Origin of the sequence: Nonomuraea sp. NPDC049655 (genome assembly GCF_044465465.1) — a bacterium.
GTDB lineage: Bacteria > Actinomycetota > Actinomycetes > Streptosporangiales > Streptosporangiaceae > Nonomuraea.
Window position 1 is genome coordinate 98,848 of record NZ_JBITLS010000021.1, and the last position, 20,459, is coordinate 119,306.

Genomic DNA, 20,459 nt, shown 5'->3' on the forward strand with positions numbered 1-20,459 from the left:
ACGCGTTAACGTGTAAAGCACGGGATGGTAACGCGCGCGAAATGCAACGAGTTAACGCGTTAACTAAGGCGCCTCTATGCCGCCGTCGGGGCGGCGGACCCGCGCGGCCCACCGCTCGTGCAGGTGCGTGACCGGCGGGTACGCGGCGGCCAGCTTCTCGTCCAGCTCGATGCCCCAGCCGGGCAGGTCCGCGGGACGCAGGTGACCTCGGACGGGATTGAGCGTGCCGGGGAACACCTCGCACACGCTGTCGGGGTAGACGTGGCCCTCCTGGATGCCGAACGCGGGCGTGGTGACGTCCAGCGCCAGGTTCGCCGCCACGCCGACGGGCGAGACGTCGCCCGGGGAGTGCCAGGCCGTGCGCACCCCGGTCAGCTCGCAGAGCGCGGCCAGCTTGCGCGCCGGGGTCAGCCCGCCGATGGCCGAGACGTGGCAGCGCAGCAGGTCGACGCCGCCGCCCAGGATCAGCCTGGCCGCGTCGGGCACCGAGACGAGCAGCTCGCCGACCGCGATGGGCGCGGGCGAGGCCGCCCGCACCTCGGGCAGCCGGTCGTAGTGCTCGGGCGCGACCACGTCCTCCAGGAAGAACAGCCGGTACGGCTCCAGCGACCTGGCCAGCAGGATCGCCTCCTTCGGCGTGAGCCGGCTGTGCACGTCGTGCAGCAGCTCGACGTCCTCGCCCAGGACCTCGCGGGCCCGGTCGAACAGGGCGGGGGTGGTGCGCAGGTAGTGCCTGACGTCCCAGCCGTCGGGATGCGGCGCGTCCGGGTAGGCGTTCGCCCTGCCGGGCGCGCCGTAGCCGCCCAGCCCCGGTTGCCCGGTCTGCAGCCTGACGTGGCGATATCCGGCGGCCATGAGCCGCTGGGCGTGCTCCAGCGTGTCCTCGACGGCGGCGCCCTCGGCGTGCAGGTAGACGGGCGCCGCCGCGCGCACCCGGCCGCCGAGCAGCTCGTACACGGGCATGCCGGCGCGCTTGCCCGCGATGTCCCACAGCGCCATGTCGACGCCGGACAGCGCGTTGTTCAGCACCGGTCCGCCGCGCCAGTAGGACGACAGGTGGATCATGCGGGTGATGTCCTCGATGTCGGCCGGATGGCGGCCGATCAGCATCGGGCCCACGTGCTCGTCCACGGTCGCGGCGACGGCGTGGAAGCGCTGGGTGAAGGTGGCGCAGCCGAGGCCGTGCAGGCCGTCGTCGGAGGTGTCGATCCTGACCACGACCAGCGGGATGCCCTCGGGCGCCGTGACGACGGCACGCACGCGCGTGATCGTCAGCCCGTCCCTGGACGGCCAGGGGGCCTGCGTTTCCTGCATGCGGGGACGCGCCTTTCAGAAGCGGGTGGGACGGGCGGGCACGGCGACCTCCAGGCCGCCCCACGACCAGCGGACCTCCTCCTCCCCCACGGCGCTGAGCAGCGCCTGCGCGGTGGGTTCCGCGCCTTCCGCGAGCAGTTCCACGGCGAACCCGGCGCGCAGGACCGCGTGGTGGAAGTCGACCGGCCGGCGCGGCCCGCTGTAGAGCACCGCCTCGACGGCGACCTCGTCCTCGGCGGTCGTCAGGGCCCAGGTGGCGGGCTCGCCGAGGAAGGCGGCCGCGCCCGTGTGCACGACCGCCCGGCGCCTTCCGGCGGCGAGCTCGAAGACGCCGTCGCCCAGCTCGCCGCCCCGCACGCCCCGGCCGCGCAGCGTGACGCGCAGCCGCAGGTCGCCCATGTCGAAGACGCTGCCTTCTGGTTTGTCGAGGTTCGGGTGGAAGTCGCCGGAGTCGTAGGTGAGCCACCATCCGGCCAGCGCCCTGGGCCCGTCCTGTGCCTGACGGCACCACGCGGCGGTCAGGTCGTGGCCGTTGTGCATGATCCGGGCGCGCAGCACCACGGCCGGGTCCTCGGGCGTGCGCCAGTAGCCGAGCAGCGGCCTGCGCTGCACCCAGGCGAACTCCTCGTTGACCGTGCCCAGCGTGGCGTCCTCGCCGAGCCAGGTGGTGCCGGTGGTCTGGCCGTCGAAGACGGTCCTGACCTGCACCTCGGGCTCGGGCAGCCGGGCGAAGCGCCCGGCCAGACGCGGCGGGCAGGGCAGCGTGGGCACCAAGCGCGGGGTGTCGTCACGGATCCCGACGCCGGGGCGCGGCTCGATCGGCGCTCCCGTCTGGGCGGCGAGATAACACGTCAACTCCTCGCTGAGCCAGTCGGTGTACGCGCGGGCGTGCGGCCCGGCGAGCTGCCCGGTGCCCGGATGGAAGCGCTCGGCGAGCGCCGCCCAGACGCGTTCCCGCATGACCTCGATCTGCTCCAGGAACCCCTGGTCGCGGACCACCACGTGGGCGCGTTCGCAGATCTCCAGCAGGAACGGGCTGTAGGCGGGCGAGTTGTACTCGGCGAAGGCGTCGCGTTCCAGCATCGCGGTGAGCTTGCGCCTGCCGTAGGCGAGGAACTCGGGCGTGCCGAGCAGCTCGCCGGCGCTCGCGCAGGTGACGGAGCCGAGCAGGGCGATGTTGGTGTAGCGCGGGCCGACGTTGCGCCGGAAGATGGACAGGGCCGCGTGGCGCAGCGCCTCGGCGATCCGGCCGTCGAGGACGTCCCCGTGCGCGGCCAGCACCTGGGCCAGCCGTACGCCGATGAAGTCGGCCCAGTTCCAGTCGGCGGGCGCCATGGCCTGGGGCGGCTCCTCCATGAAGTAGCCCCAGATGCCGTAGTGGTCGTCGAGCGGGTCGCGCTCCTGCAGGCCGACGATCGCGCCGAGCACGTCCTTGGCCCGGTCGAGGCGGCCTGCCTGCAACAACGCGATCGCGTAGTCGGTGGAGGCGCGGGTGTCGTGCACGCGGGTGCCGGCCGGGATCGTCGTGTGGTATCCGTTGCTGCGTGACAGCTGCCACGGCAGCCGGTGTTCGGGGTCGTAGCGCTCGTCCTGAACCTTCAGGAACTCCTCGGGTGTCACCGCTGGGTGTCCTTTCGCCGAATGCGGCCCGACGTTAGTCTTAGCGTGTTAACGTGTCAACGATCACGAATGGGACGGATGGGGGCAGGATGAACGAATCGTCCGACAGCCAGGAGCCGCTCTACCAGCAGGTCAAGCGGGATCTGGTCGCGGCGATCTCGCGCGGTGAGTACGTGCAGGACGAGCCGTTCATCAGCCAGCGCGAGGTCTGCGAACGGTTCGGAGTGAGCACCACCACCGCGGTGCGCGCGCTCAACGAGCTGGTCACCGAGGGCTACCTGGTACGCCGGCGCGGACGCGGCACGTTCGTGGCCGACCGGCCCGTCCCGGCCGAGTCGACGCGGGAGCGCTCCATCGCCTACATCATGCACGGGCACGGGCCGCACAACTCCGACGTGATCGACGGCATCGAGTCGGTCTGCGCCGAACTCGGCTACCGGATGTTCCTGTCCAACACCAAGGGCTCACCGGCCGCCCAGGAGAAGGCGCTGCGTCAGGCGCTCGACACCCAGGCCAGCGGCGTCGCGCTGTACTCGGTCGACGCCCACCACGACTCCCCCGCCCTGGCCGAGCTGAGACGGCGGCGTGTCCCGCTGGTCATGGTCGACCGCTACCACCCCGAGTCCCCGACCGACGCGGTGCTCTTCGACAACTTCGCCATCGGCTACCGGCTCACCGAGTACCTCATCGGGCAGGGGCACCGGCGCATCACCGCGCTGTGGGACGCCACCGAGTGCACCTCCGTGCAGGAGCGCCTCACCGGGCACGTGCAGTCGCTGCGCGAGCACGGGCTGCCGGTCTCGCCGGAGCTGACCGCGCTCAAGACCTACCTGCGGCTGCCGGAGGACCGGCGGCGGGAGATGCTGGCCGGGCTGCTCGACCGGCGCGAGCCGCCGACGGTGCTGCTGTGCGCCAACGGGTTCGTGCTGGCGCACGCGGCCTCCGACCTCACCGCGATGGGCGTCGAGGTGCCCGGCCAGGTCGAACTGGCCGGCATGGACGACGCGGGGCCGTTCGACCTGCTGCCGCTGACGGTCGCCGCCGCCCGCCTGCCGTCGCGGGAGATGGGCGAGCGGGCGATGCGGCTGCTGGCCGAGCGCATCGACCATCCCGAGACGGCGTCGGAGGTCGAGCACGTGGTGCTGCCGATCGAGATCCGCACCCGCGAGTCGGCTTCCGCCTATCTGCGCGTGGTCTCCGCCCAAACCGCCTGAACCTCCCGAGGTACCCCCCATGCCTTCCCCTCTTCGCGTCGTCCTGGTGGGCGGCGGTCAGATCGCCGACTCCACCCACATGCCGGCTTTTCGCGAAATGTCGGCCGATATCGAGGTTGTCGCGGTCGTCGACGCCACCGTCGAGGCGGCCAGGTCGTTCGCCGACCGGTGGGCCGTGCCGTACGCCTCGGACGACCTCACCGCGACGCTGCGGGACCTGCGCCCCGACCTCGTCGACATCGCCAGCCCGCCCGCGCTCCACCGCGACCAGGTGGTCGCCGCGCTGCGCGCGGGTGCGTGGGCGTGGTGCGAGAAGCCGCCGTGCCTGTCGCTGGCGGAGTACGACGAGATCACCACGGCCGAGCGGGCCGGCGGCCCGTACGCCGCGGTCATCTACCAGCAGCGTTTCGGCTCGGCCGCGCAGCACGCCCGCGCGCTGATCTCCGGCGGCGCACTCGGCCGGCCGTACGTCGCGCACTGCCAGACCACCTGGTTCCGCGACCCCGGCTACTACGCGGTCCCGTGGCGCGGCCGGTGGGAGACCGAGGGCGGCGGCCCCGCCATGGGCCTCGGCATCCACCAGATCGACCTCATGCTCGAACTGCTCGGCGACTGGAGCGAGGTGCGCGGCATGGCCGCCAGGCTCGCCCGCGACGTGCGGACCGACGACGTGACGACGGCGCTGGTCCGCTTCGACTCCGGCGCGCTGGCCACGGTCGTCAGCACGTCGCTGGCGCCGCGCCAGGTCAGCCACCTGCGCGTCGATCTGGCCGCCGCCACCCTGGAGCTCACCCACCTGTACGGCTACGCCAACGAGAACTGGACTATCACCCCCGCCCCCGGCGTGACCGGTCTCGACTGGCCGCCGCCCGACGATGTGCCCAGCTCCCACCTGGCCCAGCTCCGGGGCCTGATCGCCGACCTGCGGGCCGGACGGCGGCCACGCGGCAGCGGCCAGGACGGCCGCAGGGCGCTGGAGCTGATCACGGCGATGTACAAGTCGGCGCTCACCGGGCAGCCGGTGCGTTCCGGCGAGATCGGTCCGGGCGACCCGTTCCACCGGAACCTGCACGGCGACAACCCCGAGGTGTTCCAGTGAAGATCATCGGCTTCGAGCTCTTCATCGTCACCCCGCGCTGGATGTTCCTGCGCGTCGACACCGACGAGGGTGTCAGCGGCTGGGGCGAGCCCATCGTCGAGGGCCGCGCCGAGACGGTCGCCGCCTGCGTGAACACGCTGATGGAGGCGCTGGCCGGCGCCGACCCCGGCCGCATCGAGGACCACTGGCAGGTGATGTCGAAGGGCGGCTTCTACCGGGGCGGCCCGATGCTGTCCAGCGCGGTCGCCGGGATCGACCAGGCGTTGTGGGACATCAAGGGCAAGGCTCTCGGCGTGCCGGTCCACGACCTGCTCGGCGGCCCGGTGCGCGATCAGGCCAAGGTCTACACGTGGGCGCACGGCGACACGGACGCGGAACTGGCCGAGAACGCCGTGGCCCGGGTGGAGGCGGGCTTCGACACGCTGAAGTTCGCCGCCTGGGAGGGCCGGCTGCCGCCGATCCCGTCACCGGCCCTCACCAGCCGGATCGTGGCCCGCTTCGCGGCGGTGCGCGACGCGGTGGGCGACGGCGTCGACCTGGCCGTCGACCTGCACGGCCGCTTCACGTCAGCGGCCGCGCGCAAGGTGCTGCCGCTGCTTGAGCCGCTGTCCCCCTTGTTCGCCGAAGAGCCGGTGCTTCCCGAGTTCTCCCGCGACCTGCGACGAGTGGTGGAGTCCACCTCGATTCCCATCGCGACCGGCGAGCGCCTGTTCTCCCGCTGGGACTTCCGCGACGTGCTCCCGACGGGCGTGGCGGTGATCCAGCCGGACCTGTCGCACGCCGGGGGCATCTCCGAGGTCCGCCGGATCGCCGCGATGGCGGAGACCTGGGACGTCACCCTCGCTCCCCACTGCCCCCTCGGCCCGATCGCTCTGGCCGCCTGCCTGCAGATCGACTTCGCGACCCCGAACTTCCTCATCCAGGAGCAGTCGCTGGGCATCGGCTACCACGACGGCGGCGAACTCCTCGACTACCTGGTGGACCGTTCGGTCTTCGCCTTCACCGACGGCCACCTCGACCGCCCGACGGCCTCCGGCCTGGGCATCGAGGTCGACGAGAAGGCGGTGCGCCAGGCGTCGTCGCACGCCTGGCGCAACCCGGTCTGGCGGCACCGGGACGGCTCGTTCGCCGAGTGGTAGCCGTCCATGGAGCGCGCGGCCGATCGCACGGCCGCGCCCGCGGGCAATCGTCACGCCGATCATCGTCATGGGCGCCAGCTGGGGTTCCCCAGCCTCGCCCTGCCCGCCCTGACCGTCGCGTGGCCGCAGGTCGTCATCGACGGCCGCCGAACTCCCAGTCGTGCACCTCGATCCCGGCGTAGCGGTCGGCGGTGAGGACCGCGCGGGCCGCGTCCGCGTCCGGCGCGCGGACCAGCAGCGCGGTGCCGACCCAGGTGGCGCCGTCGTCGGACAGCAGCGGCCCGTACGCGATCAGCTCGTCGCCGTCGGCCGGCGGGACGAGGTCGGCGGGCTGCCCGGAGCCCAGGCCCAGCACCAGGTACCGGTTGCCGCCCCGCCGGCCGCCGGGGAACTCCCACATGGTGCGCCCCAGCACGTTGCGCCAGCGGCGGAGCAGCACGTCGCGGTAGATCCCGGCCTGGTAGTTGGGCTCGTCGAAGGCGAACGCCCGCGCGGCGGCGGGGTCGGGCAGATCGACGATGTGCACGCTGCCGGTGGCCGCGTCGGTGTCGCGGTCGAAGGTCGGGCCGCGGGCGATCAGCTCCGCTTCGTACCGGTCCATGTAGGACCAGTGCGCCTCCCCCAACTCCCCGCGCAGGGGGCCCGATCCGGGACGGTCACGGTGGTAGCAGAAGAACTCCATGCCGAGAGTACCTACCACGTGATCTTCACCCGGTCACCACCGTCGCCCGGCCCGGCGGCTCAGCCGAGCATCTGCTCGACGAGGTCGGCGGCGCGGGTGGTGCCGCCCTCGGCCCGCGCCTCGGCCTGCAGGCGCGTCAGGCGGCGGGCCACCTCGGGGTCGCCGGTCAGCTCGGCCAGCGCGGCGCGCAGGGCCTGCGCCGTGGCGTCGGCGGTGTCGATGCGGCGGGCCACGCCCAGCTCCACGAGCCGGTCGGCGTTGGCGAACTGCTCGGCGCCCTGCGGGACGGCGATCATCGGCACGCCCGCCAGCAGCCCTTCGCAGCAGCCGCCCATGCCCGCGTGGGTGACGAACGCGTCGGCCTGGTCGAGGATCGCCCGCTGCGGCACCCACGGGTGCACCTCGACGTTGGACGGGATCTCACCCAGCTCCCCCACGTCGGTGTACTTGCCGATCTGCAGCACGACGTGCCAGCCGGGCAGGTCGCCGAAGGCCGCCAGGCACCGGCGGTAGAACTCCGGCTGACGGGTGTAGGCCGACCCCAGGGAGATCAGCAGCACGTTCGCGGCGTCGCCCGGACGGGTCCAGCCGCCCTGCCCGCGCAGCTCGTGGCAGGGGCCGACGAAGGTCACGGTGGCGGTGTCGACCTGGTCGGCGTGCGGCTGCATGGCCCGCGGGATCAGGGCCAGCGCGCGGGGCGGATGGCCGGAGAAGGCGTCGACGTCGGTGGTGGTGGCGCCGGACCCGGCGAGCCAGCCGGCGAACCTGGCCCGGTAGGCGTCGGCCCCCGGCAGCCGCCACAGCTGCGCCGCCACCTCCTCCTGGTAGCCCTTCCAGGCCACGAACGTCGGCGACAGCTGCAACAGGGGACGGCCCTGCGCCTCGGCCAGGGCCCGCGCGGCGTAGGCGCCGATGTCGTACAGGTAGAGGTCGGCGGGGTCGTCGTCGTAGGCGGCGCGCAGCTGCGGGAGCGCCTGGACGGCGTCGTCCAGGAAGAGGCTCATCGCCGCGATGGGGTCGTCGGGCCAGTCGTTGTCGGCGACCGGCAGCGTCGAGGTGCACGGGACCAGCTCGGCGCCGGTGCCCGTGACCAGGTCGGCGACCGCCGGGTCGTTGGCGTACGTCACCCGGTGGCCGCGGGCCACCAGCTCGCGGACGATCTCCAGGCTGGGCAGGACGTGGCTGACGGCGGGGATGCCGACCATGGCGATGTGGGCACGGCGGCGAGACATGGGCGAGTCACTCATTTCGGGTTCTGCGCGGCGGGACGGGTGCTGGACGACGGTCAGGCGCGACGCGCATCCGGCGCGGCGGCCTCCAGGTCGGCGACGCTGCCCGACATGATCGTGCGCACGTGCTCGGTGATGTGCTCGGCGGGCCAGTCCCACCAGGCCACCGCGAGCAGGCGGGCGACGTCGTCGGCCGGGTAGCGGGTGCGGATGAGGCGGGCCGGGTTGCCGCCGACGATCCCGTAGTCGGGCACGTCGGAGGTGACCACGGACCCGGCGCCGATGATCGCGCCGTGCCCGATGCGCACGCCGGGCAGCACCGTCGCGCCGTGGCCGAACCAGACGTCGTTGCCGACGACGGTGTCACCGCGGTTGGGCAGGCCGGTGAGCAGGTCGAAGTGGTCGGACCACGAGCCGCCCATGGTGGGGAAGGGGAAGGTCGAGGGGCCGTCCATGCGGTGGTTGGCGCCGTTCATGATGAACCGCACGCCGGCGCCCAGGGCGCAGAACCGGCCGATGACCAGCTTCTCCGGGCCGTAGTGGTAGAGCACGTTGCGGGTCTCGAACGCGGTCGGGTCGTCGGGGTCGTCGTAGTAGGAGAACTCCCCCACCTCGATCAGCGGGGACTTGACCAGCGGCCGCAGCAGCACCACCCGTGGCTGGGCGGGCATCGGGTGCAGGACGGTGGGGTCGGCGGGGACGCGGGCGTTCATGGATCTCTACCTTCCGCCACTGCTAATGCGACAACTTCTACATTAAGATGGTGGCATGCCGACGTCCGCCTCGCAAACGGGTAAGGGAACGATGACGTCCGAGAGCCCGTCGTCCGGGCCGCGTCGCCGTCCGGGCGGCCGTACCGGTCGCATCCGCGCGCAGGTTCTCGACGCGGTCCGCGCCGAGCTCGCGGAACGCGGCTTCGACGGGCTGACCCTCGACGCCGTCGCGGCCCGCGCGGGCGTGCACCGCGCGACGGTCTACCGACGCTGGCGGGACGTCGGCGGCCTGCTCGCCGACGTCCTGGAGGCGACCGGCGACGACGACTGGCAGCCCCGGGACACCGGCTCCCTGCTGGGCGACCTGGCGGCGCTCAACCACGAGAACCAGGCGGCCATCACCGCACAGCCGTCGATCGCCGCGGCCCTGATCGCCGCCTCGTTCCGCTCGGAGGAGGCCGCTCGCGGCGTGCGGCGGCTCTGGGAGGACCGGTACACCCGCTGCGAGGTCATCGTCAGGCGGGCGGTCGCGCGGGGCGAGCTGCCGGCCGGCACCGACGCGCGGCGGCTGCTCGTCGCCGCCACCGCGCCGCTCTACCACCACCTGGTGCTCCTCCGCACTCCCCCCGACCCGGACCTGCCGGAGCAGGCGGCGCGGACGGCCGTGCTCGCCGCCGCGGCCGGCGCCTTCACTGCTCCGCCGGGGCGGTGAGGTCCGCCGGGGCGGTGAGGTCCGCCGGGGCGGTGAGGCCGGGGTCCCGGTCAGGAGGAGACGGCGACGGGCAGGCGGTAGGTCCGCGGGTCGTCGAGGTGGCCGACGAGGAAGGCGGCCAGGTCGGCGCGTGACGTACGGGCGCCCAGGCGTTCGGTCGCACCGATCGAGACGCGGGGGCGGCCGGTGCCGGGCCGGTCGGTCACGTCGGCGGCGCGGCGGACGAGCCGCGGGTGGTCGAGGTCGAGGTCGAGGCCGCCGGGGCGGCGGGCGATCTTCCGTGGCGAGAGGTGGGGCAAGGGGGTGGTCGAGGGGTCAGACGTGGGCGGCGGGCTTGCTGGCGGGCTGGAACGTGAAGGAGATGGCCTCCATGAGGGCCTGGTGCTTGGTGTTCTGGAAGGCGGCGATCTTCCAGTCGCCGTCCGCCTGCCGGACCATCGTGTAGGTCTGGATCTTGTGCAGCTTGCCGGGCTTGCCCTTGTAGGTGTCGCCGCGGGTGATGACGAGGGCGGTGTCGGGGCCGGCGAGACGGATGCCGACGGTCTCACTGGCCAGCCTGGTGCCCTTGACGAAGCTGTCGAACAGCGCCTGGTGGGCGTCGCCGATCTCGCGGGCGCCGGTGTAGAGGGTGCCGACGTAGGTGATGTAGGTGGCGTCCTCGGTGAACAGGTCGCCGTACGCGCCGCCGTCGGCCCGGTTCCAGGCGTCGGCGAGACGGTCGAGCACGGAGGTGACGGCGGCGGCGTCGGCGGCGGTGAGGGTGTTGCTCATGGTCGTTGCCCTTCCCCAGGTAACTTCGCGGAGGCATTTGCTTCTTCGAAGATTTATCTTCTCTGAAGAAGAGATTAGGAGAAGGGTCGGCCAGCGTCAACACGGGGCGCCGCCAATCGCCGCGCCGCCTGCCGGGGCATGATCCAGGACGGCGGGCTCACGTATGCTTGCGGTCCCATGAGCGAGCAGTTGACGATCGGCGAGCTGGCCGGACGCACCGGGGTCGCCACCTCCGCGCTGCGCTACTGGGAGGAGCTCGGGCTGATCCCGGCGCCCGAGCGGGTCTCGGGGCAGCGGCGCTATCCGCCGTCGGCGGCCGAGCTGGTCGCGGTGATCCTGCTGCTGCGCGAGGTCGGCCTCACGCTGCGCGAGATCAGGACCTTCATCGCGGCCCGGTCCCAGCCGGGCGACGGGTGGCGGGAGCTGTACGGGCGCAAACTCGCCGAGCTGGACGAGCGCATCGCCCGCGCCCAGGTGGCGCGCACCGCCATCGCGCACGGCATGGCCTGCCCGCACGAGAACGTCTTCGAGTGCCCCACCTTCACCGGGGCGGTCAGGGCGCGGCTGGCGGGGGCGTCCCTGGAAGAGGCGCACCAGCACTGAACGGCGGCCCCGCGGGCGCGGACGCCGTGACCGCCGCATGCACCGAAGGGGTGCTCGCGGCGGCCGAGGCCCGCGCCGGGGGGCAGGGGGTAAGGGGGCGGACCGTCAGGGGGTCGGGTCGGGGGTGCGGCGGGGCAGGGTGAGGGTGACCAGGAGGCCGGCGATCATCACCGCCGCGGTGAGCAGGACGACCAGGAACTCGCCGTCCGCCGTGGCGGCGCGCAGGGCCTGGCCGGTCCTGCCCGCGGTCCCGAGGTCGGCGATGACGGTGAAGACGGCCAGGCCGATGGCGTTGCCGATGTTGAGCGCGGTGGAGGCGATGCCGTTGGCGACGCCCTGCTCGTGGGCGGGGGTGCCGGTGGCGGCGGCGATCCACATGGCGGTCCAGACGACGCCCTGACCCAGGCCGGAGACGACGAGACCGGGGATCAGCAGGCCGTACCCGGCGTCGGCGTCGAAGCCGAGGGCCAGGACGGCGGTCCCGGCGACGCCGACGGCGAAGCCGATCAGCAGCGTGGCCCGGGTGCCGATCCGGGTGGCCAGGCGCTCGCCGCCCTGGGTGCCGGCGGCGATGGCCAGCGACGGGACGAGGAAGGCCAGTCCGCTCTGCAGGGCGCTGTAGCCGTGGACGCTCTGCAGCAGCACGGTGAGGAAGTACGGCAGGACGCCGAACGTGGCCATGTAGACGAAGGTGACCAGCATGCCGACGGTCAGGCTGCGGTTGCGGAACAGCCGGAACGGCATGAGCGGATCCGCGCTGCGGGCCTCGACCAGCGCGAAGATCACCAGCAGCGCGGCGGCCACCGCGAAGGCGCCCGCGACCAGGGGGCTGCCCCAGCCCAGCTCGGGCCCCTCGACCAGGGCGAAGACCAGCAGCGTGGACCCGCCGGTCACGGTGAGCGCCCCCGGCACGTCGAACCTGCGCCGTTCCCGCCTGGCCGGGTCACGCGGGACGACGGCCAGGGCGGCCAGCGCGACCAGCCCGGCCAGGGGGACGTTGACGAAGAAGACGGCGGGCCAGCCGAAGTTCTCGGTGAGGACGCCGCCGAGCAGCGCGCCGATCGTCAGCCCGCTGGCGCCCGCGCCGCCCCAGACGGCCAGCGCCCGGTTGCGCTGCCGCCCCTCGGCGAACAGGCTGTTGAGCAGCGCCAGCGTCGAGGGCAGCAGCAGCGCCCCGCCGACGCCCTGCACCGCGCGGGCGGCGATGATGACGACGGGGCCCGCGGCCAGCCCGCCCGCGAGCGAGGACAGCGCGTAGAGGGCCAGGGCCAGCACGAAGACGCGGCGGCGGCCGAGCAGGTCGGCCGCCCGTCCGCCGAACAGCAGGAAGCCGCCGGCGAAGACGACGTACGCGCTGACCACGAGCTGCTGGGTCTGGCCGGGGAAGCCCAGGTCGGCGCCGATCCGCGGGAGCGCGACGAAGACGATGTTGAGGTCGAGCGCGTAGATGAGCTGGGCCAGGGCGAGCAGCGCCAGGGTCCAGCCGAGCCGGGGCTTGACGCCGTCCGCGACGGACGCGGGCAGCGTGGATGGTGTGGACATGGAACGCCCTTCGGAGGGAGCCGGTGAGCGGGCACGCGGAAGCCCGCCGCACGAAACGATCGTACGATGATTTACGTACGGTCGTACTATGCCAGACCGGAAGGGGATTGTTCGACAGTCGCGGTACAGTTGGACCATGGCCTTCCGTCATCCCGACCGCGACCAGATCCGGGTCGAAGACGTGCTGTCGGCGCTGGGGAACGGCGTGCGGCTGTCCGTCGTCCGCATCCTCGACGCCGGGGGTGAGCACAACTGCACCAGCGTGCTGAACACGCTGGGGATCACCGCGAAGTCGACCATGACCCACCATTGGCGGGTGTTGCGCGACAGCGGGGTGATCTGGCAGCAGCCGTCGGGCCGGGAGAACCTGCTCGTCCTGCGGCGCGAGGACCTGGACGCCCGCTACCCCGGCCTGCTCGACGCCATCCTGTCCGGCGCCCGCACCGACGCCGCCGCCCACCGGCACGACGACACCGGGCAGCCCTCCCGGTGAAGCAGCCCTTCCGGAGGGGCGGCCTGACCGGCTTACGGCGCGTACATTGCTGTCATGTTGCTGCGCGTCGGCCGGGTGGTCGCGGGTGTGGTCGCGCTGGTGCTGGGGGCTTCCGCCGCCTTTCCGGTGAATGCCCTGGGGCCGCGGCTCGGAGCCGGGGGTTGTCCGGTCTCGTCCGCCGGCGGGTGGGAGCGCGGTGACCGGCCCGGGGAGCTGGTGCCCGCCGACGGCGCGGTGTCGGTGACGATGTGCGAGCTGCCCCTGCCGTGGTCCCGAGGGCAGGCGGCAGTGCCGGTCAGGAGGCTCACCGATGGGGTCGGCGCGATGGTCTCCGAGCTCAACGGCCTGCCCACGCGCGACGCGCTGGAGGCCGAGCTGCGCCGGCGCGAGTCGGCCAAGGGGCGCGTCCTGGGCGACGACCTCCACCTCGGCGAGATCTGCAACATGGTCGGCTACGGCACGAGCCTGTCCTTCGTCGTGCATTACGGGAACGTGCGCCGGCCCGCCGTCGTCCTGGTCGATCGCAACTGCGGAACCGCCCGGTACGCGGGCCGGACCCGGTTCGGCGATCCGAGCGATTCCTTCCTCCGCCGTTACCGGGCGCAGCTGGAGGCGCACCCGGCACCCGCGCCGCTTCCCGGGTGCGCGGCCGGGCTGCCGGCCGCCGACGTCGACCTGACCCGCCCACGCGGTTGGCCGCGCGACGACGTCGCCGCCAACCGCGGCTTCCGGTGGCGCGCCCTCCTGCCCAGCCCGCTGTCGGCCGCCGCCGCCTGCCGGTACCGGCTCGACGGGGACGTGCTGCGCCTGCGGAGCCAGGCCCGCGTCCCAGATGGTCTTGAATCCCTGCGGTCGCTGCTCAACGTCGTGACGGCCGTGGACCCGGTGACCGGCCCGGGCGGAACGGAGAGCGTCACCGACTGCGGGTTCGGCAGGTTCACCCGCCCGGCCGCCCTCGACGTGGTGTGGGTGGGCGACGTCACCGGCGCCGTCGCCGAGGTGCGGGTCTGGCGCGCGCCCTGCCGGGCCGTGTACGCCGGGACGACCGGCGGCAGGAACCCCACCGCGGAGCTGCTGTCCCGGCTGGACGCCTGGCTGGGACGCTGAGAAACCTCCGGCGCGCGGTCAGGCGGACCTGACGGCGGAGATGTCGAACTCCAGGGCGATCCGGTCGGAGATCATCACGCCGCCGGTCTCCAGCGCGGCGTTGTACGTCATGCCGAAGTCCTTGCGGTTGATCGCCGTGCCCCCCTCGAAGCCGACCCTGGTCACGCCCTGGGCGTCGACGGCGGTGCCGGTGTAGTCGAGCGGGACGGTGACCTGCCGGGTCACCCCGCGGATCGTCAGGTCGCCGGTGACCTCGAAGGTGTCGCCGCCCGCGTGCTTGACGGACGTGGACTCGAAGACGATGTGCGGGTGGGCGGCGGCGTCGAGGAAGTCGCCGGTGCGCAGGTGGCCGTCGCGCATCTGGTTGCCGGTCTGGATGCCGGCCACGTCGAGCACCACGCGGACGGCGGAGGCCGCCGGGTTCGCCGCGTCCAGGCGGGCGGCGGCCTCCTGGACGGGGATGCTGCCGCGCACCTTGGTCACCATGGCGTGGCGGGCGACGAACCCGAACCGGCTGTGGGCCGGGTCGAAGGTGTAGTCGCCGCTCAGCTCGCTGGGGTACATGTCGCGCTCCAATTAGTTCAGCACTGGAAGATTCGGCACGACAGTACATAGATTTATTTCAGCACGCAACCTTCCAGTACGATCGGGGCATGACCCGCTGGCTCAACGACGACGAACAGCAGACGTGGCGCAGGTTCGGGCTGGCCACCCGCCTGCTGACCGACCGCCTGGAACGCGACCTGATGGCGGCCGCCGACATGCCGCCCACCTACTACGAGCTGCTCGTCCTGCTGTCGGAGGCCCCCGGGCGCACGATGCGCATGAGCGAGCTGGCGCAGTGGACCAACTCCAAGCCGAGCCGCATCTCGCACGCGGTCAACAAGCTGGAGCAGAAGGGGTGGGTGCGCCGGGAGCACTATGCCGGCGACCGGCGCGGGTGGCTGGCCGTGCTCACCGACGACGGGCACGCCGCGCTCCGGGCGGCCGCCCCGAAGCACGTGGCCAGCGTCCGTGAGCACCTGGTCGACCTGCTCACCGCGGAACAGCTGCGGCAACTCGCCGACATCAGCCAGGTCCTGCTCGACCACCTCGTCGAGCAGGAGTGACAACGTCCGGTCAGCCCACGCCCGACCGTCTCACCCGGCGGGGGTGACGCGGACGGGCGGGTCGGTGGTGAAGGCCGCCAGGGCGTCCGGGTCCGGCGTGACGCCGACGCCGGGGCCGTCGGGCACCGCGATGGAGTCGCCGGTCAGCTCGATCGGCGCGGTGATGTCACGCTCGTAGTAGCGGGCCGTCGCCGAGATGTCGCCCGGCAGCGTGAAGCCGGGCAGGCTGGCCAGCGCCAGGTTCGCCGTCCGGCCGAGCCCGGTCTCCAGCATCCCGCCGCACCACACCGGCACGTCCGCGGCCAGGGCCAGGTCGTGGATCCGGCGGGACTCCAGGTAGCCGCCGACCCGGCCGGGCTTGATGTTGATGATCGAGCAGGCGCGCGCCCTGATCGCGGCGGTGGCGGCGCGGGCCGAGGTGATCGACTCGTCCAGGCAGATGGGGGTGTCCATGCGGGCGGCGAGCCGGGCGTGGCCGTCCAGGTCGTCCGGGGCGAAGGGCTGCTCCAGCAGGGTCAGGCCGTAGGCGTCCAGGCGGGCCAGGTGGCGGGCGTCGGCGGGGGTGTAGGCGGTGTTGGCGTCGGCGGTGAGCATCAGGCCGGGGCCGAACGTCTCGCGCACCAGCCGCACCGGCTCCAGGTCCCAGCCGGGCTCGATCTTGAGCTTGATCCGGGCGTACCCGGCGCCGACGTGCCGGTCCACGGTGTCGAGCAGGTCGTCGAGGGTGTCCGCGATGCCGACGGACACGCCGACGCGCACGCTGGATCGCACCCCTCCCAGGTGGGCGGCCAGCGACAGGCCGCGCGCCCTGAGCACGGCGTCCAGGACGGCCGTCTCGACGGCGGCCTTGGCCATCGGATGGCCGCGCAGGTGCGCCAGCGCGGGCGCGACGCCGGCCGGGTCGAGGCGCGGCACCGCGAACAGGGCGGGCAGCAGGAAACGGCGGATGAGGTCGGCCGCGCCCTCCAGGTACTCGGGGCTGTAGGTGGGCTCGTCGTCGGCCACGCACTCGCTCCAGCCCTCCTCCCCCTCGGCGCCGCGCACCCGCACCAGCAGCGCCCGGCGCACGGTCTGCGTGCCGAGCGAGGTGCGGAACGGGGTGATCAGGGGCAGCGCGACCGTGCGCAGCTCGGCTTCGGCGATCCTCATGCCGCGCGCTCCAGCACGTACCAGCCGTCCCTGGTGAAGGCGGCGATCCGGTAGCCGCGGGCGAGCGCGCCGCCCAGGGCGGCCCGCTGGGCGGCCCGCCACCGCGCGGCCTCAGCGGGCTGCTCGCGCCGCAGCCGCTCGGCGTCGGCGGGCGTGGCGCAGCGCAGCACGGCCGCGCCGCCCGGCTCGCGCGGCGCCCCGGTCTCGTCGAGGATCACCTCGGCCTTCCGGGTCCCGCCCGGTGCCGACCGCTCCGGAGAAGGGGCCGGGTCGACGGGCCAGTGGGCGAACAGGCGGTCGGTGACGTCGCCGCCGTTGATGCCGTCGTTCATCGGCCCGTAGAAGTCGGGCACGTACCGCTCGGCCCGCGCGCCGAGCCGGGCGAGGTTGAAGAAGGCGTTGCGGCGCACGAGCGGGTCGAAGGTCCAGGAGATGGAGTTCAGGCCGCGTTCGGCGGCCCACGCGCGCTGGTGCGCCTTGATCGCCTGGCCGATCCCCCGGCCCCGCGCCTCGGCGGCCACGCCCACGACGTGGGAGTGCAGGCTGCCCCCCTCGGCGAGGAACCCGGAGGCGGCGGCGACGAGCACGCCGTCGAGATAGGCGCCGCCGACGTAACCGCCGGTGTGCTCAAGGGCGCACATGAGGTCGACGGCCACCGGCGGGTCGTCGCCCGCCCTGGTGTTCCAGACGCGGCGCAGCAGCCGGTCGGCGGCCTGGAACTCGGAGGTCCCGTGGAGGATGCGGATATCGAGCATGGCACCAGCATTCCGCCGGACCGCCGCCGGATCGTTGGCGCGCAAGCCCAACTTCAGCCGCCGCCGTTTGTGCCGGACGCCGGGCTCTGACCGCCGCCCGCGCCGGACGCGCCGATCTCGGCCAGCCGCAGCTGAAGGCCCAGCACGAGCCGGACGTCGGGCTCGTCGAGCGCGATCAGCTCGCCGATGCGGCGCAGCCGGTACCTGAGCGTGTTGGGGTGCAGCGACAACGCCTCGGCCGCCCTGGGCACGTCGTAGTGGGCGGCCAGCCAGGCCCGCAGGCTGCGGACGTAGTCGGTGCCGTGCCCGGCGTCGTGCTCGGCCACCAGGGACAGCGGCTCGCCCGTCAGCGCCGGGCCGGACCGCATCGAGGCGGCCGCGTCCAGCAGGAACAGCGCGGCGGCCAGCTCCTCGTGCAGGCCCACCTCGCCGCCCGCGAACGGGCCGCCCATCGCGCGCAGGGCCTCCTCGGCCTGCCGGGCGGCGGCGGGGACCTGCGCGAGCGAGGCCGTGACCCGTCCGACGCCCGCCCGCCAGTGCCCGCCGAGCCGGTCGGTGATCCGGCCGAGGGTCTCGGCGGTGACGCGGCGCAGCAGCGCGGTCCCGGCGCCGGCCGCCACGATCGCGTACGTCCGGCCGTCCACGGCGCCGACGGCGGCCCTGATCCGGTAGACGGCGTAGGCGGTGCGCAGCAGGTCGGCGGCGTGCGTGGCGGCGAAGACGTCGGTCCGCCCGGCCGGGTCCCCGGCGGCCACCACCCTGACCGGCTCGTCCGGGCGCAGGCCCAAGGAGGCGGCCAGCTCCCCGGCGGGGCCTGCGCCGCGCAGCAGCCGGCCCACCCACTCGTCCCTGGTCCGGCGGGCCTCGTCGGCGGCCAGGCTGAGGCGGGCCAGGTGCGGGGCGGCGGTCCTGGCGGCCTCGGCGAGCACCGCGTCGGCGTCGGGCGCGAGCGGCTCGTCCGCCTGGATGGCCCAGATCGTGCCGAGCGCCTCGCCCCTGGCGCGGACCGCGATGGCCAGCCGGGGCAGGTACTCGCGCGGCTCGTGGCTCCACACGGCCCCCTCGCAGCGCAGGACGGCGGCGTACTCCTCGGCGTTCGTCGGGTGCTCGGGCACGCGCCGGCCGAGGATGCCCTCCCTGCGCAGGTCGTCGATCGGCTGGCCGATCGTGGAGTAGGCCAGGACGCGCATGGCCAGGTCCTCGATGGCCACCGCGCCCCCGACCCGGGCGGCGACCTGGTTGGCCAGCGCGAACAGGTCGCCCGCCTGGCCGCCGCCCAGGTCCGCGGCCGGGGCGACGAGCGCGAGCAGGGCGTCCACCAGGGCGTAGAGCTGGCCCCAGGCCAGGCCGGGGGCGGCGGCCAGCAGCGCCACGCCCGCGCCGCGGGCCGCCTCGGTCAGCGCGGCGGCGTCGCCGATCCCGGCCCGGACGACGACCGCGCTCACGCCCGCCCCGGCCGCGCTCTCCAGCAGGGACGGCTCCGGCCTGCCGGTGGCCAGCAGCAGCGCCCCGGCGTAGGCGGCCAGCGGCTCGTCGGAGCCGTGGATGACCGGCGCGCCCACCATCGCCTGGCGGCCGGACGGCAGGCACAGCGCGCTCACCGTCTCCGCGCCGAGGCTGTCGAGCAGCACGCCGAGCGTCACCCGGCCCTGGCCGCTCACGCCCGGCCCCCGCGCAGGAGGCGTCCGTGCCGGCCGCCGGTGAACTCGCCGTCGTCGATCACCATGCGGCCGCCCAGGAGCACGTGGGTGACGCCGGCCGGGCGGGTGGCGGGCTCGTCGTAGGTGCCGTCGTGGCGGATGGCGGCGGGGTCGAACACGCACACGTCGGCCACCGCTCCCCTGCCCAGCCAGCCCCGGTCGGCCAGGCCGAACTGGGCGGCGGTGGCCGAGCCGACCTTCCTGATCGCCTCGGCCATCGGCACGAGCCCGCGTTCGCGCACGTACGCGCCGAGGAAGGTGGGGAAGGTGCCGTACGTGCGCGGATGGGTCGGCCCGTCGGGCGGCCCGCCGTCGGAGCCGATCGACACGAGGGGGTGCCGCATGATCCGGGTGACGTCGTCGTCGTGCATGGTGTGGAAGACGCCGTCGGCGTGCGGGTCGGCCATGAGCAGGTCGCACAGCGCGTCCCAGGGCTCGCGGCCGTCCAGCAGGTCGGCCAGCGAGCGGCCGGTGACGGCGGCGGAGGCGTGCCGCAGCAGCCGCACGTCCTCGGGGTGCGTCTCCCGCCACAGGCCGACGCCGGTCGTGCGCTCGGGATCCTCGGCCAGCGCGCGCAGCGCCCGCCGTTCCGCCGGGTCGGACAGCCTCCTGAGCAGCTCCGGCTCGCCGCCTTCGCACGCGGCGGGTGGCAGCAGCGCGACCAGCCCGGTGCAGAACGCCCGGTACGGGTACACGTCGGCCCGCACGTCCACGCCCCGGACCCGGGCGGCCGTCAGCTTGTCCAGCAGCATGGCCGACGACCCGTGCACGGCCCGGCCCGACGCCTTGCAGTGGGAGACCTGCAGCCGCACCCCGGCCGCCGCCGCGACCTCGACGGCCTCGTCCAGCGCGTCGGCCAGCCCCTCGCTCTCGCTGCGCAGGTGGGTGGCGTAGACGAGGTTCCAGCGCCGGGCGGCGCGGGCCAGCGCGATCAGCTCGCCGGTGCCGGCGTAGGCGCCCGGCACGTACTCCAGGCCGCTGGACAGCCCGCACGCGCCCGCGGCGAACGCCTCCTCGGCCAGCTCGGTCATCCGGTCCAGCGCGCCGGGCGGCGGCGCGGCGTCCATACCGCAGACGGCCGTGCGCAGCGTGTTGTGGCCGACGAGCGCGGCCAGGTTGTTGGTCGTGCCCTCCCGCTCCACGGCGTCGAGGTAGCCGCCGAAGGTGGTGAAGGCGTGCTCGCCGAAGATCCCTGGGGTGAAATGGGCCGACTCGGGGTCGGCCGGCCCGCAGGAGAAGCCGCAGTTCCCGATGATCTCGGTGGTGACGCCCTGCCACAGCTTGAACGGCTGCGCCCCGGCCATGAACGGCACGGTGTCGGAATGGCTGTGCGGGTCGATGAAGCCGGGCGCGACGACCATGCCGTCCACGTCCACCACGCGGGCGGCCCGGCCGAGGTCGCGGCCGGTCGCGGTGACGCGTCCGCCGCCGATGGCCACGTCCGCGGTACGGCCGGGCGAGCCGAACCCGTCGTGCAGGGTGCCGCCGCGCAGGATGAGGTCGTGCAT

General features: G+C 73.8%; 21 protein-coding genes. 8 read left to right on the forward strand and 13 right to left on the reverse strand.

What is annotated here, in order from left to right; translation table 11 throughout:
* Positions 1-63: 63 nt before the first annotated feature.
* Both ACIBQ6_RS46970 and ACIBQ6_RS46975 read right to left on the reverse strand, forming a co-directional pair.
* Complete coding sequence (locus tag ACIBQ6_RS46970) at positions 64-1,314, reverse strand: enolase C-terminal domain-like protein (protein WP_397219143.1); 1,251 nt, start codon at positions 1,312-1,314, stop codon at positions 64-66.
* A 15-nt stretch (positions 1,315-1,329) separates the two neighbouring features.
* Positions 1,330-2,934 carry a hypothetical protein gene (locus ACIBQ6_RS46975; protein WP_397219144.1) on the reverse strand — a complete coding sequence of 535 codons (1,605 nt, stop codon included), beginning with the start codon at positions 2,932-2,934 and terminating at the stop codon, positions 1,330-1,332.
* A gap of 89 nt (positions 2,935-3,023) precedes the next feature.
* Between ACIBQ6_RS46975 and ACIBQ6_RS46980 the strand changes: the two genes are divergently transcribed.
* The 3 genes from ACIBQ6_RS46980 to dgoD are packed head-to-tail and all read left to right on the forward strand — an operon-like array spanning position 3,024 to position 6,386.
* Positions 3,024-4,148: a GntR family transcriptional regulator gene (locus ACIBQ6_RS46980; RefSeq protein WP_358299374.1), complete on the forward strand. Its 1,125-nt coding sequence runs from the start codon at positions 3,024-3,026 to the stop codon at positions 4,146-4,148.
* Positions 4,149-4,167: 19 nt separating this feature from the next.
* Positions 4,168-5,247 (forward strand): Gfo/Idh/MocA family oxidoreductase, encoded by a 1,080-nt coding sequence (locus ACIBQ6_RS46985; protein WP_358299372.1) that lies wholly within the window; start codon positions 4,168-4,170, stop codon positions 5,245-5,247.
* Positions 5,244-6,386 (forward strand): galactonate dehydratase, encoded by a 1,143-nt coding sequence (dgoD, locus tag ACIBQ6_RS46990; protein ID WP_397219145.1) that lies wholly within the window; start codon positions 5,244-5,246, stop codon positions 6,384-6,386. The genes ACIBQ6_RS46985 and dgoD overlap by 4 nt, the downstream gene beginning before the upstream one ends.
* A gap of 133 nt (positions 6,387-6,519) precedes the next feature.
* Here the strand turns inward: dgoD and ACIBQ6_RS46995 are convergent, their stop codons facing one another.
* Genes ACIBQ6_RS46995 through ACIBQ6_RS47005 form a run of 3 tightly spaced genes read right to left on the reverse strand, consistent with a single transcriptional unit; the run spans position 6,520 to position 9,010 of the window.
* Positions 6,520-7,086 (reverse strand): YciI family protein, encoded by a 567-nt coding sequence (locus ACIBQ6_RS46995; RefSeq protein WP_397219146.1) that lies wholly within the window; start codon positions 7,084-7,086, stop codon positions 6,520-6,522.
* Between the two features lie 41 nt (positions 7,087-7,127).
* Entirely contained in the window at positions 7,128-8,300 is a 1,173-nt protein-coding gene (locus tag ACIBQ6_RS47000; RefSeq protein WP_397219147.1) for a macrolide family glycosyltransferase, read from the reverse strand.
* 53 nt (positions 8,301-8,353) lie between these two features.
* Entirely contained in the window at positions 8,354-9,010 is a 657-nt protein-coding gene (locus ACIBQ6_RS47005; RefSeq protein ID WP_397219148.1) for a CatB-related O-acetyltransferase, read from the reverse strand.
* 91 nt (positions 9,011-9,101) lie between these two features.
* Here ACIBQ6_RS47005 and ACIBQ6_RS47010 point away from each other — a divergent pair, with 91 nt between their 5' ends.
* The gene (locus ACIBQ6_RS47010; protein ID WP_397219149.1) at positions 9,102-9,722 is read left to right on the forward strand and encodes a TetR/AcrR family transcriptional regulator; all 621 of its coding nucleotides are present in this window, start codon (positions 9,102-9,104) and stop codon (positions 9,720-9,722) included.
* A 50-nt stretch (positions 9,723-9,772) separates the two neighbouring features.
* Here ACIBQ6_RS47010 and ACIBQ6_RS47015 read toward each other — a convergent pair whose 3' ends face one another.
* Positions 9,773-10,021, reverse strand: a complete 249-nt coding sequence (locus ACIBQ6_RS47015; protein WP_397219150.1) for a hypothetical protein — start codon at positions 10,019-10,021, stop codon at positions 9,773-9,775.
* A gap of 16 nt (positions 10,022-10,037) precedes the next feature.
* Positions 10,038-10,493 carry an SgcJ/EcaC family oxidoreductase gene (locus tag ACIBQ6_RS47020; protein WP_397219151.1) on the reverse strand — a complete coding sequence of 152 codons (456 nt, stop codon included), beginning with the start codon at positions 10,491-10,493 and terminating at the stop codon, positions 10,038-10,040.
* Between the two features lie 177 nt (positions 10,494-10,670).
* Between ACIBQ6_RS47020 and ACIBQ6_RS47025 the strand changes: the two genes are divergently transcribed.
* On the forward strand, positions 10,671-11,096 hold the full coding sequence (locus ACIBQ6_RS47025) for a MerR family transcriptional regulator (protein WP_397219152.1): 426 nt from the start codon (positions 10,671-10,673) through the stop codon (positions 11,094-11,096).
* A 105-nt stretch (positions 11,097-11,201) separates the two neighbouring features.
* Here ACIBQ6_RS47025 and ACIBQ6_RS47030 read toward each other — a convergent pair whose 3' ends face one another.
* Positions 11,202-12,638 carry an MFS transporter gene (locus tag ACIBQ6_RS47030; protein WP_397219153.1) on the reverse strand — a complete coding sequence of 479 codons (1,437 nt, stop codon included), beginning with the start codon at positions 12,636-12,638 and terminating at the stop codon, positions 11,202-11,204.
* Between the two features lie 136 nt (positions 12,639-12,774).
* On the opposite strand from ACIBQ6_RS47030, the gene ACIBQ6_RS47035 reads away from it, so the two are divergent.
* Complete coding sequence (locus ACIBQ6_RS47035; RefSeq protein WP_397158535.1) at positions 12,775-13,131, forward strand: ArsR/SmtB family transcription factor; 357 nt, start codon at positions 12,775-12,777, stop codon at positions 13,129-13,131.
* 54 nt (positions 13,132-13,185) lie between these two features.
* Positions 13,186-14,238: a hypothetical protein gene (locus ACIBQ6_RS47040; RefSeq protein WP_397219154.1), complete on the forward strand. Its 1,053-nt coding sequence runs from the start codon at positions 13,186-13,188 to the stop codon at positions 14,236-14,238.
* A gap of 18 nt (positions 14,239-14,256) precedes the next feature.
* Here the strand turns inward: ACIBQ6_RS47040 and ACIBQ6_RS47045 are convergent, their stop codons facing one another.
* Complete coding sequence (locus ACIBQ6_RS47045; protein ID WP_397219155.1) at positions 14,257-14,802, reverse strand: YceI family protein; 546 nt, start codon at positions 14,800-14,802, stop codon at positions 14,257-14,259.
* Positions 14,803-14,891: 89 nt separating this feature from the next.
* Here ACIBQ6_RS47045 and ACIBQ6_RS47050 point away from each other — a divergent pair, with 89 nt between their 5' ends.
* A complete protein-coding gene (locus ACIBQ6_RS47050; protein WP_397219156.1) occupies positions 14,892-15,347 on the forward strand; it encodes a MarR family winged helix-turn-helix transcriptional regulator in 456 nt (151 codons plus the stop codon).
* A 30-nt stretch (positions 15,348-15,377) separates the two neighbouring features.
* On the opposite strand, the gene menC is transcribed toward ACIBQ6_RS47050, so the two are convergent.
* Genes menC through ACIBQ6_RS47070 form a run of 4 tightly spaced genes read right to left on the reverse strand, consistent with a single transcriptional unit; the run spans position 15,378 to position 20,459 of the window.
* Positions 15,378-16,496: an o-succinylbenzoate synthase gene (gene menC / locus ACIBQ6_RS47055; protein ID WP_397219157.1), complete on the reverse strand. Its 1,119-nt coding sequence runs from the start codon at positions 16,494-16,496 to the stop codon at positions 15,378-15,380.
* Positions 16,493-17,251, reverse strand: coding sequence for a GNAT family N-acetyltransferase (locus ACIBQ6_RS47060; protein WP_358299330.1), 759 nt, complete (start codon positions 17,249-17,251; stop codon positions 16,493-16,495). Before ACIBQ6_RS47060 ends, menC begins: the two co-directional genes overlap by 4 nt.
* A 53-nt stretch (positions 17,252-17,304) precedes the next feature.
* Entirely contained in the window at positions 17,305-18,912 is a 1,608-nt protein-coding gene (locus ACIBQ6_RS47065) for a PucR family transcriptional regulator (protein ID WP_397219159.1), read from the reverse strand.
* Positions 18,909-20,459, reverse strand: a complete 1,551-nt coding sequence (locus ACIBQ6_RS47070) for an amidohydrolase family protein (RefSeq protein ID WP_397219160.1) — start codon at positions 20,457-20,459, stop codon at positions 18,909-18,911. Before ACIBQ6_RS47070 ends, ACIBQ6_RS47065 begins: the two co-directional genes overlap by 4 nt.

Bases quoted from the DNA above. Each gene is read 5' to 3' on its own strand.
- ACIBQ6_RS46970 (WP_397219143.1), bottom strand. From the start codon at position 1,314: ATGCAGGAAACGCAGGCCCCCTGGCCGTCCAGGGACGGGCTGACGATC.
- ACIBQ6_RS46980 (WP_358299374.1), top strand. From the start codon at position 3,024: ATGAACGAATCGTCCGACAGCCAGGAGCCGCTCTACCAGCAGGTCAAG.
- ACIBQ6_RS46985 (WP_358299372.1), top strand. From the start codon at position 4,168: ATGCCTTCCCCTCTTCGCGTCGTCCTGGTGGGCGGCGGTCAGATCGCC.
- ACIBQ6_RS47000 (WP_397219147.1), bottom strand. From the start codon at position 8,300: ATGTCTCGCCGCCGTGCCCACATCGCCATGGTCGGCATCCCCGCCGTC.
- ACIBQ6_RS47005 (WP_397219148.1), bottom strand. From the start codon at position 9,010: ATGAACGCCCGCGTCCCCGCCGACCCCACCGTCCTGCACCCGATGCCC.
- ACIBQ6_RS47010 (WP_397219149.1), top strand. From the start codon at position 9,102: ATGACGTCCGAGAGCCCGTCGTCCGGGCCGCGTCGCCGTCCGGGCGGC.
- ACIBQ6_RS47020 (WP_397219151.1), bottom strand. From the start codon at position 10,493: ATGAGCAACACCCTCACCGCCGCCGACGCCGCCGCCGTCACCTCCGTG.
- ACIBQ6_RS47025 (WP_397219152.1), top strand. From the start codon at position 10,671: ATGAGCGAGCAGTTGACGATCGGCGAGCTGGCCGGACGCACCGGGGTC.
- ACIBQ6_RS47030 (WP_397219153.1), bottom strand. From the start codon at position 12,638: ATGTCCACACCATCCACGCTGCCCGCGTCCGTCGCGGACGGCGTCAAG.
- ACIBQ6_RS47035 (WP_397158535.1), top strand. From the start codon at position 12,775: ATGGCCTTCCGTCATCCCGACCGCGACCAGATCCGGGTCGAAGACGTG.
- ACIBQ6_RS47040 (WP_397219154.1), top strand. From the start codon at position 13,186: ATGTTGCTGCGCGTCGGCCGGGTGGTCGCGGGTGTGGTCGCGCTGGTG.
- ACIBQ6_RS47045 (WP_397219155.1), bottom strand. From the start codon at position 14,802: ATGTACCCCAGCGAGCTGAGCGGCGACTACACCTTCGACCCGGCCCAC.
- ACIBQ6_RS47050 (WP_397219156.1), top strand. From the start codon at position 14,892: ATGACCCGCTGGCTCAACGACGACGAACAGCAGACGTGGCGCAGGTTC.
- menC (WP_397219157.1), bottom strand. From the start codon at position 16,496: ATGAGGATCGCCGAAGCCGAGCTGCGCACGGTCGCGCTGCCCCTGATC.
- ACIBQ6_RS47060 (WP_358299330.1), bottom strand. From the start codon at position 17,251: ATGCTCGATATCCGCATCCTCCACGGGACCTCCGAGTTCCAGGCCGCC.
- ACIBQ6_RS47070 (WP_397219160.1), bottom strand. From the start codon at position 20,459: ATGCACGACCTCATCCTGCGCGGCGGCACCCTGCACGACGGGTTCGGC.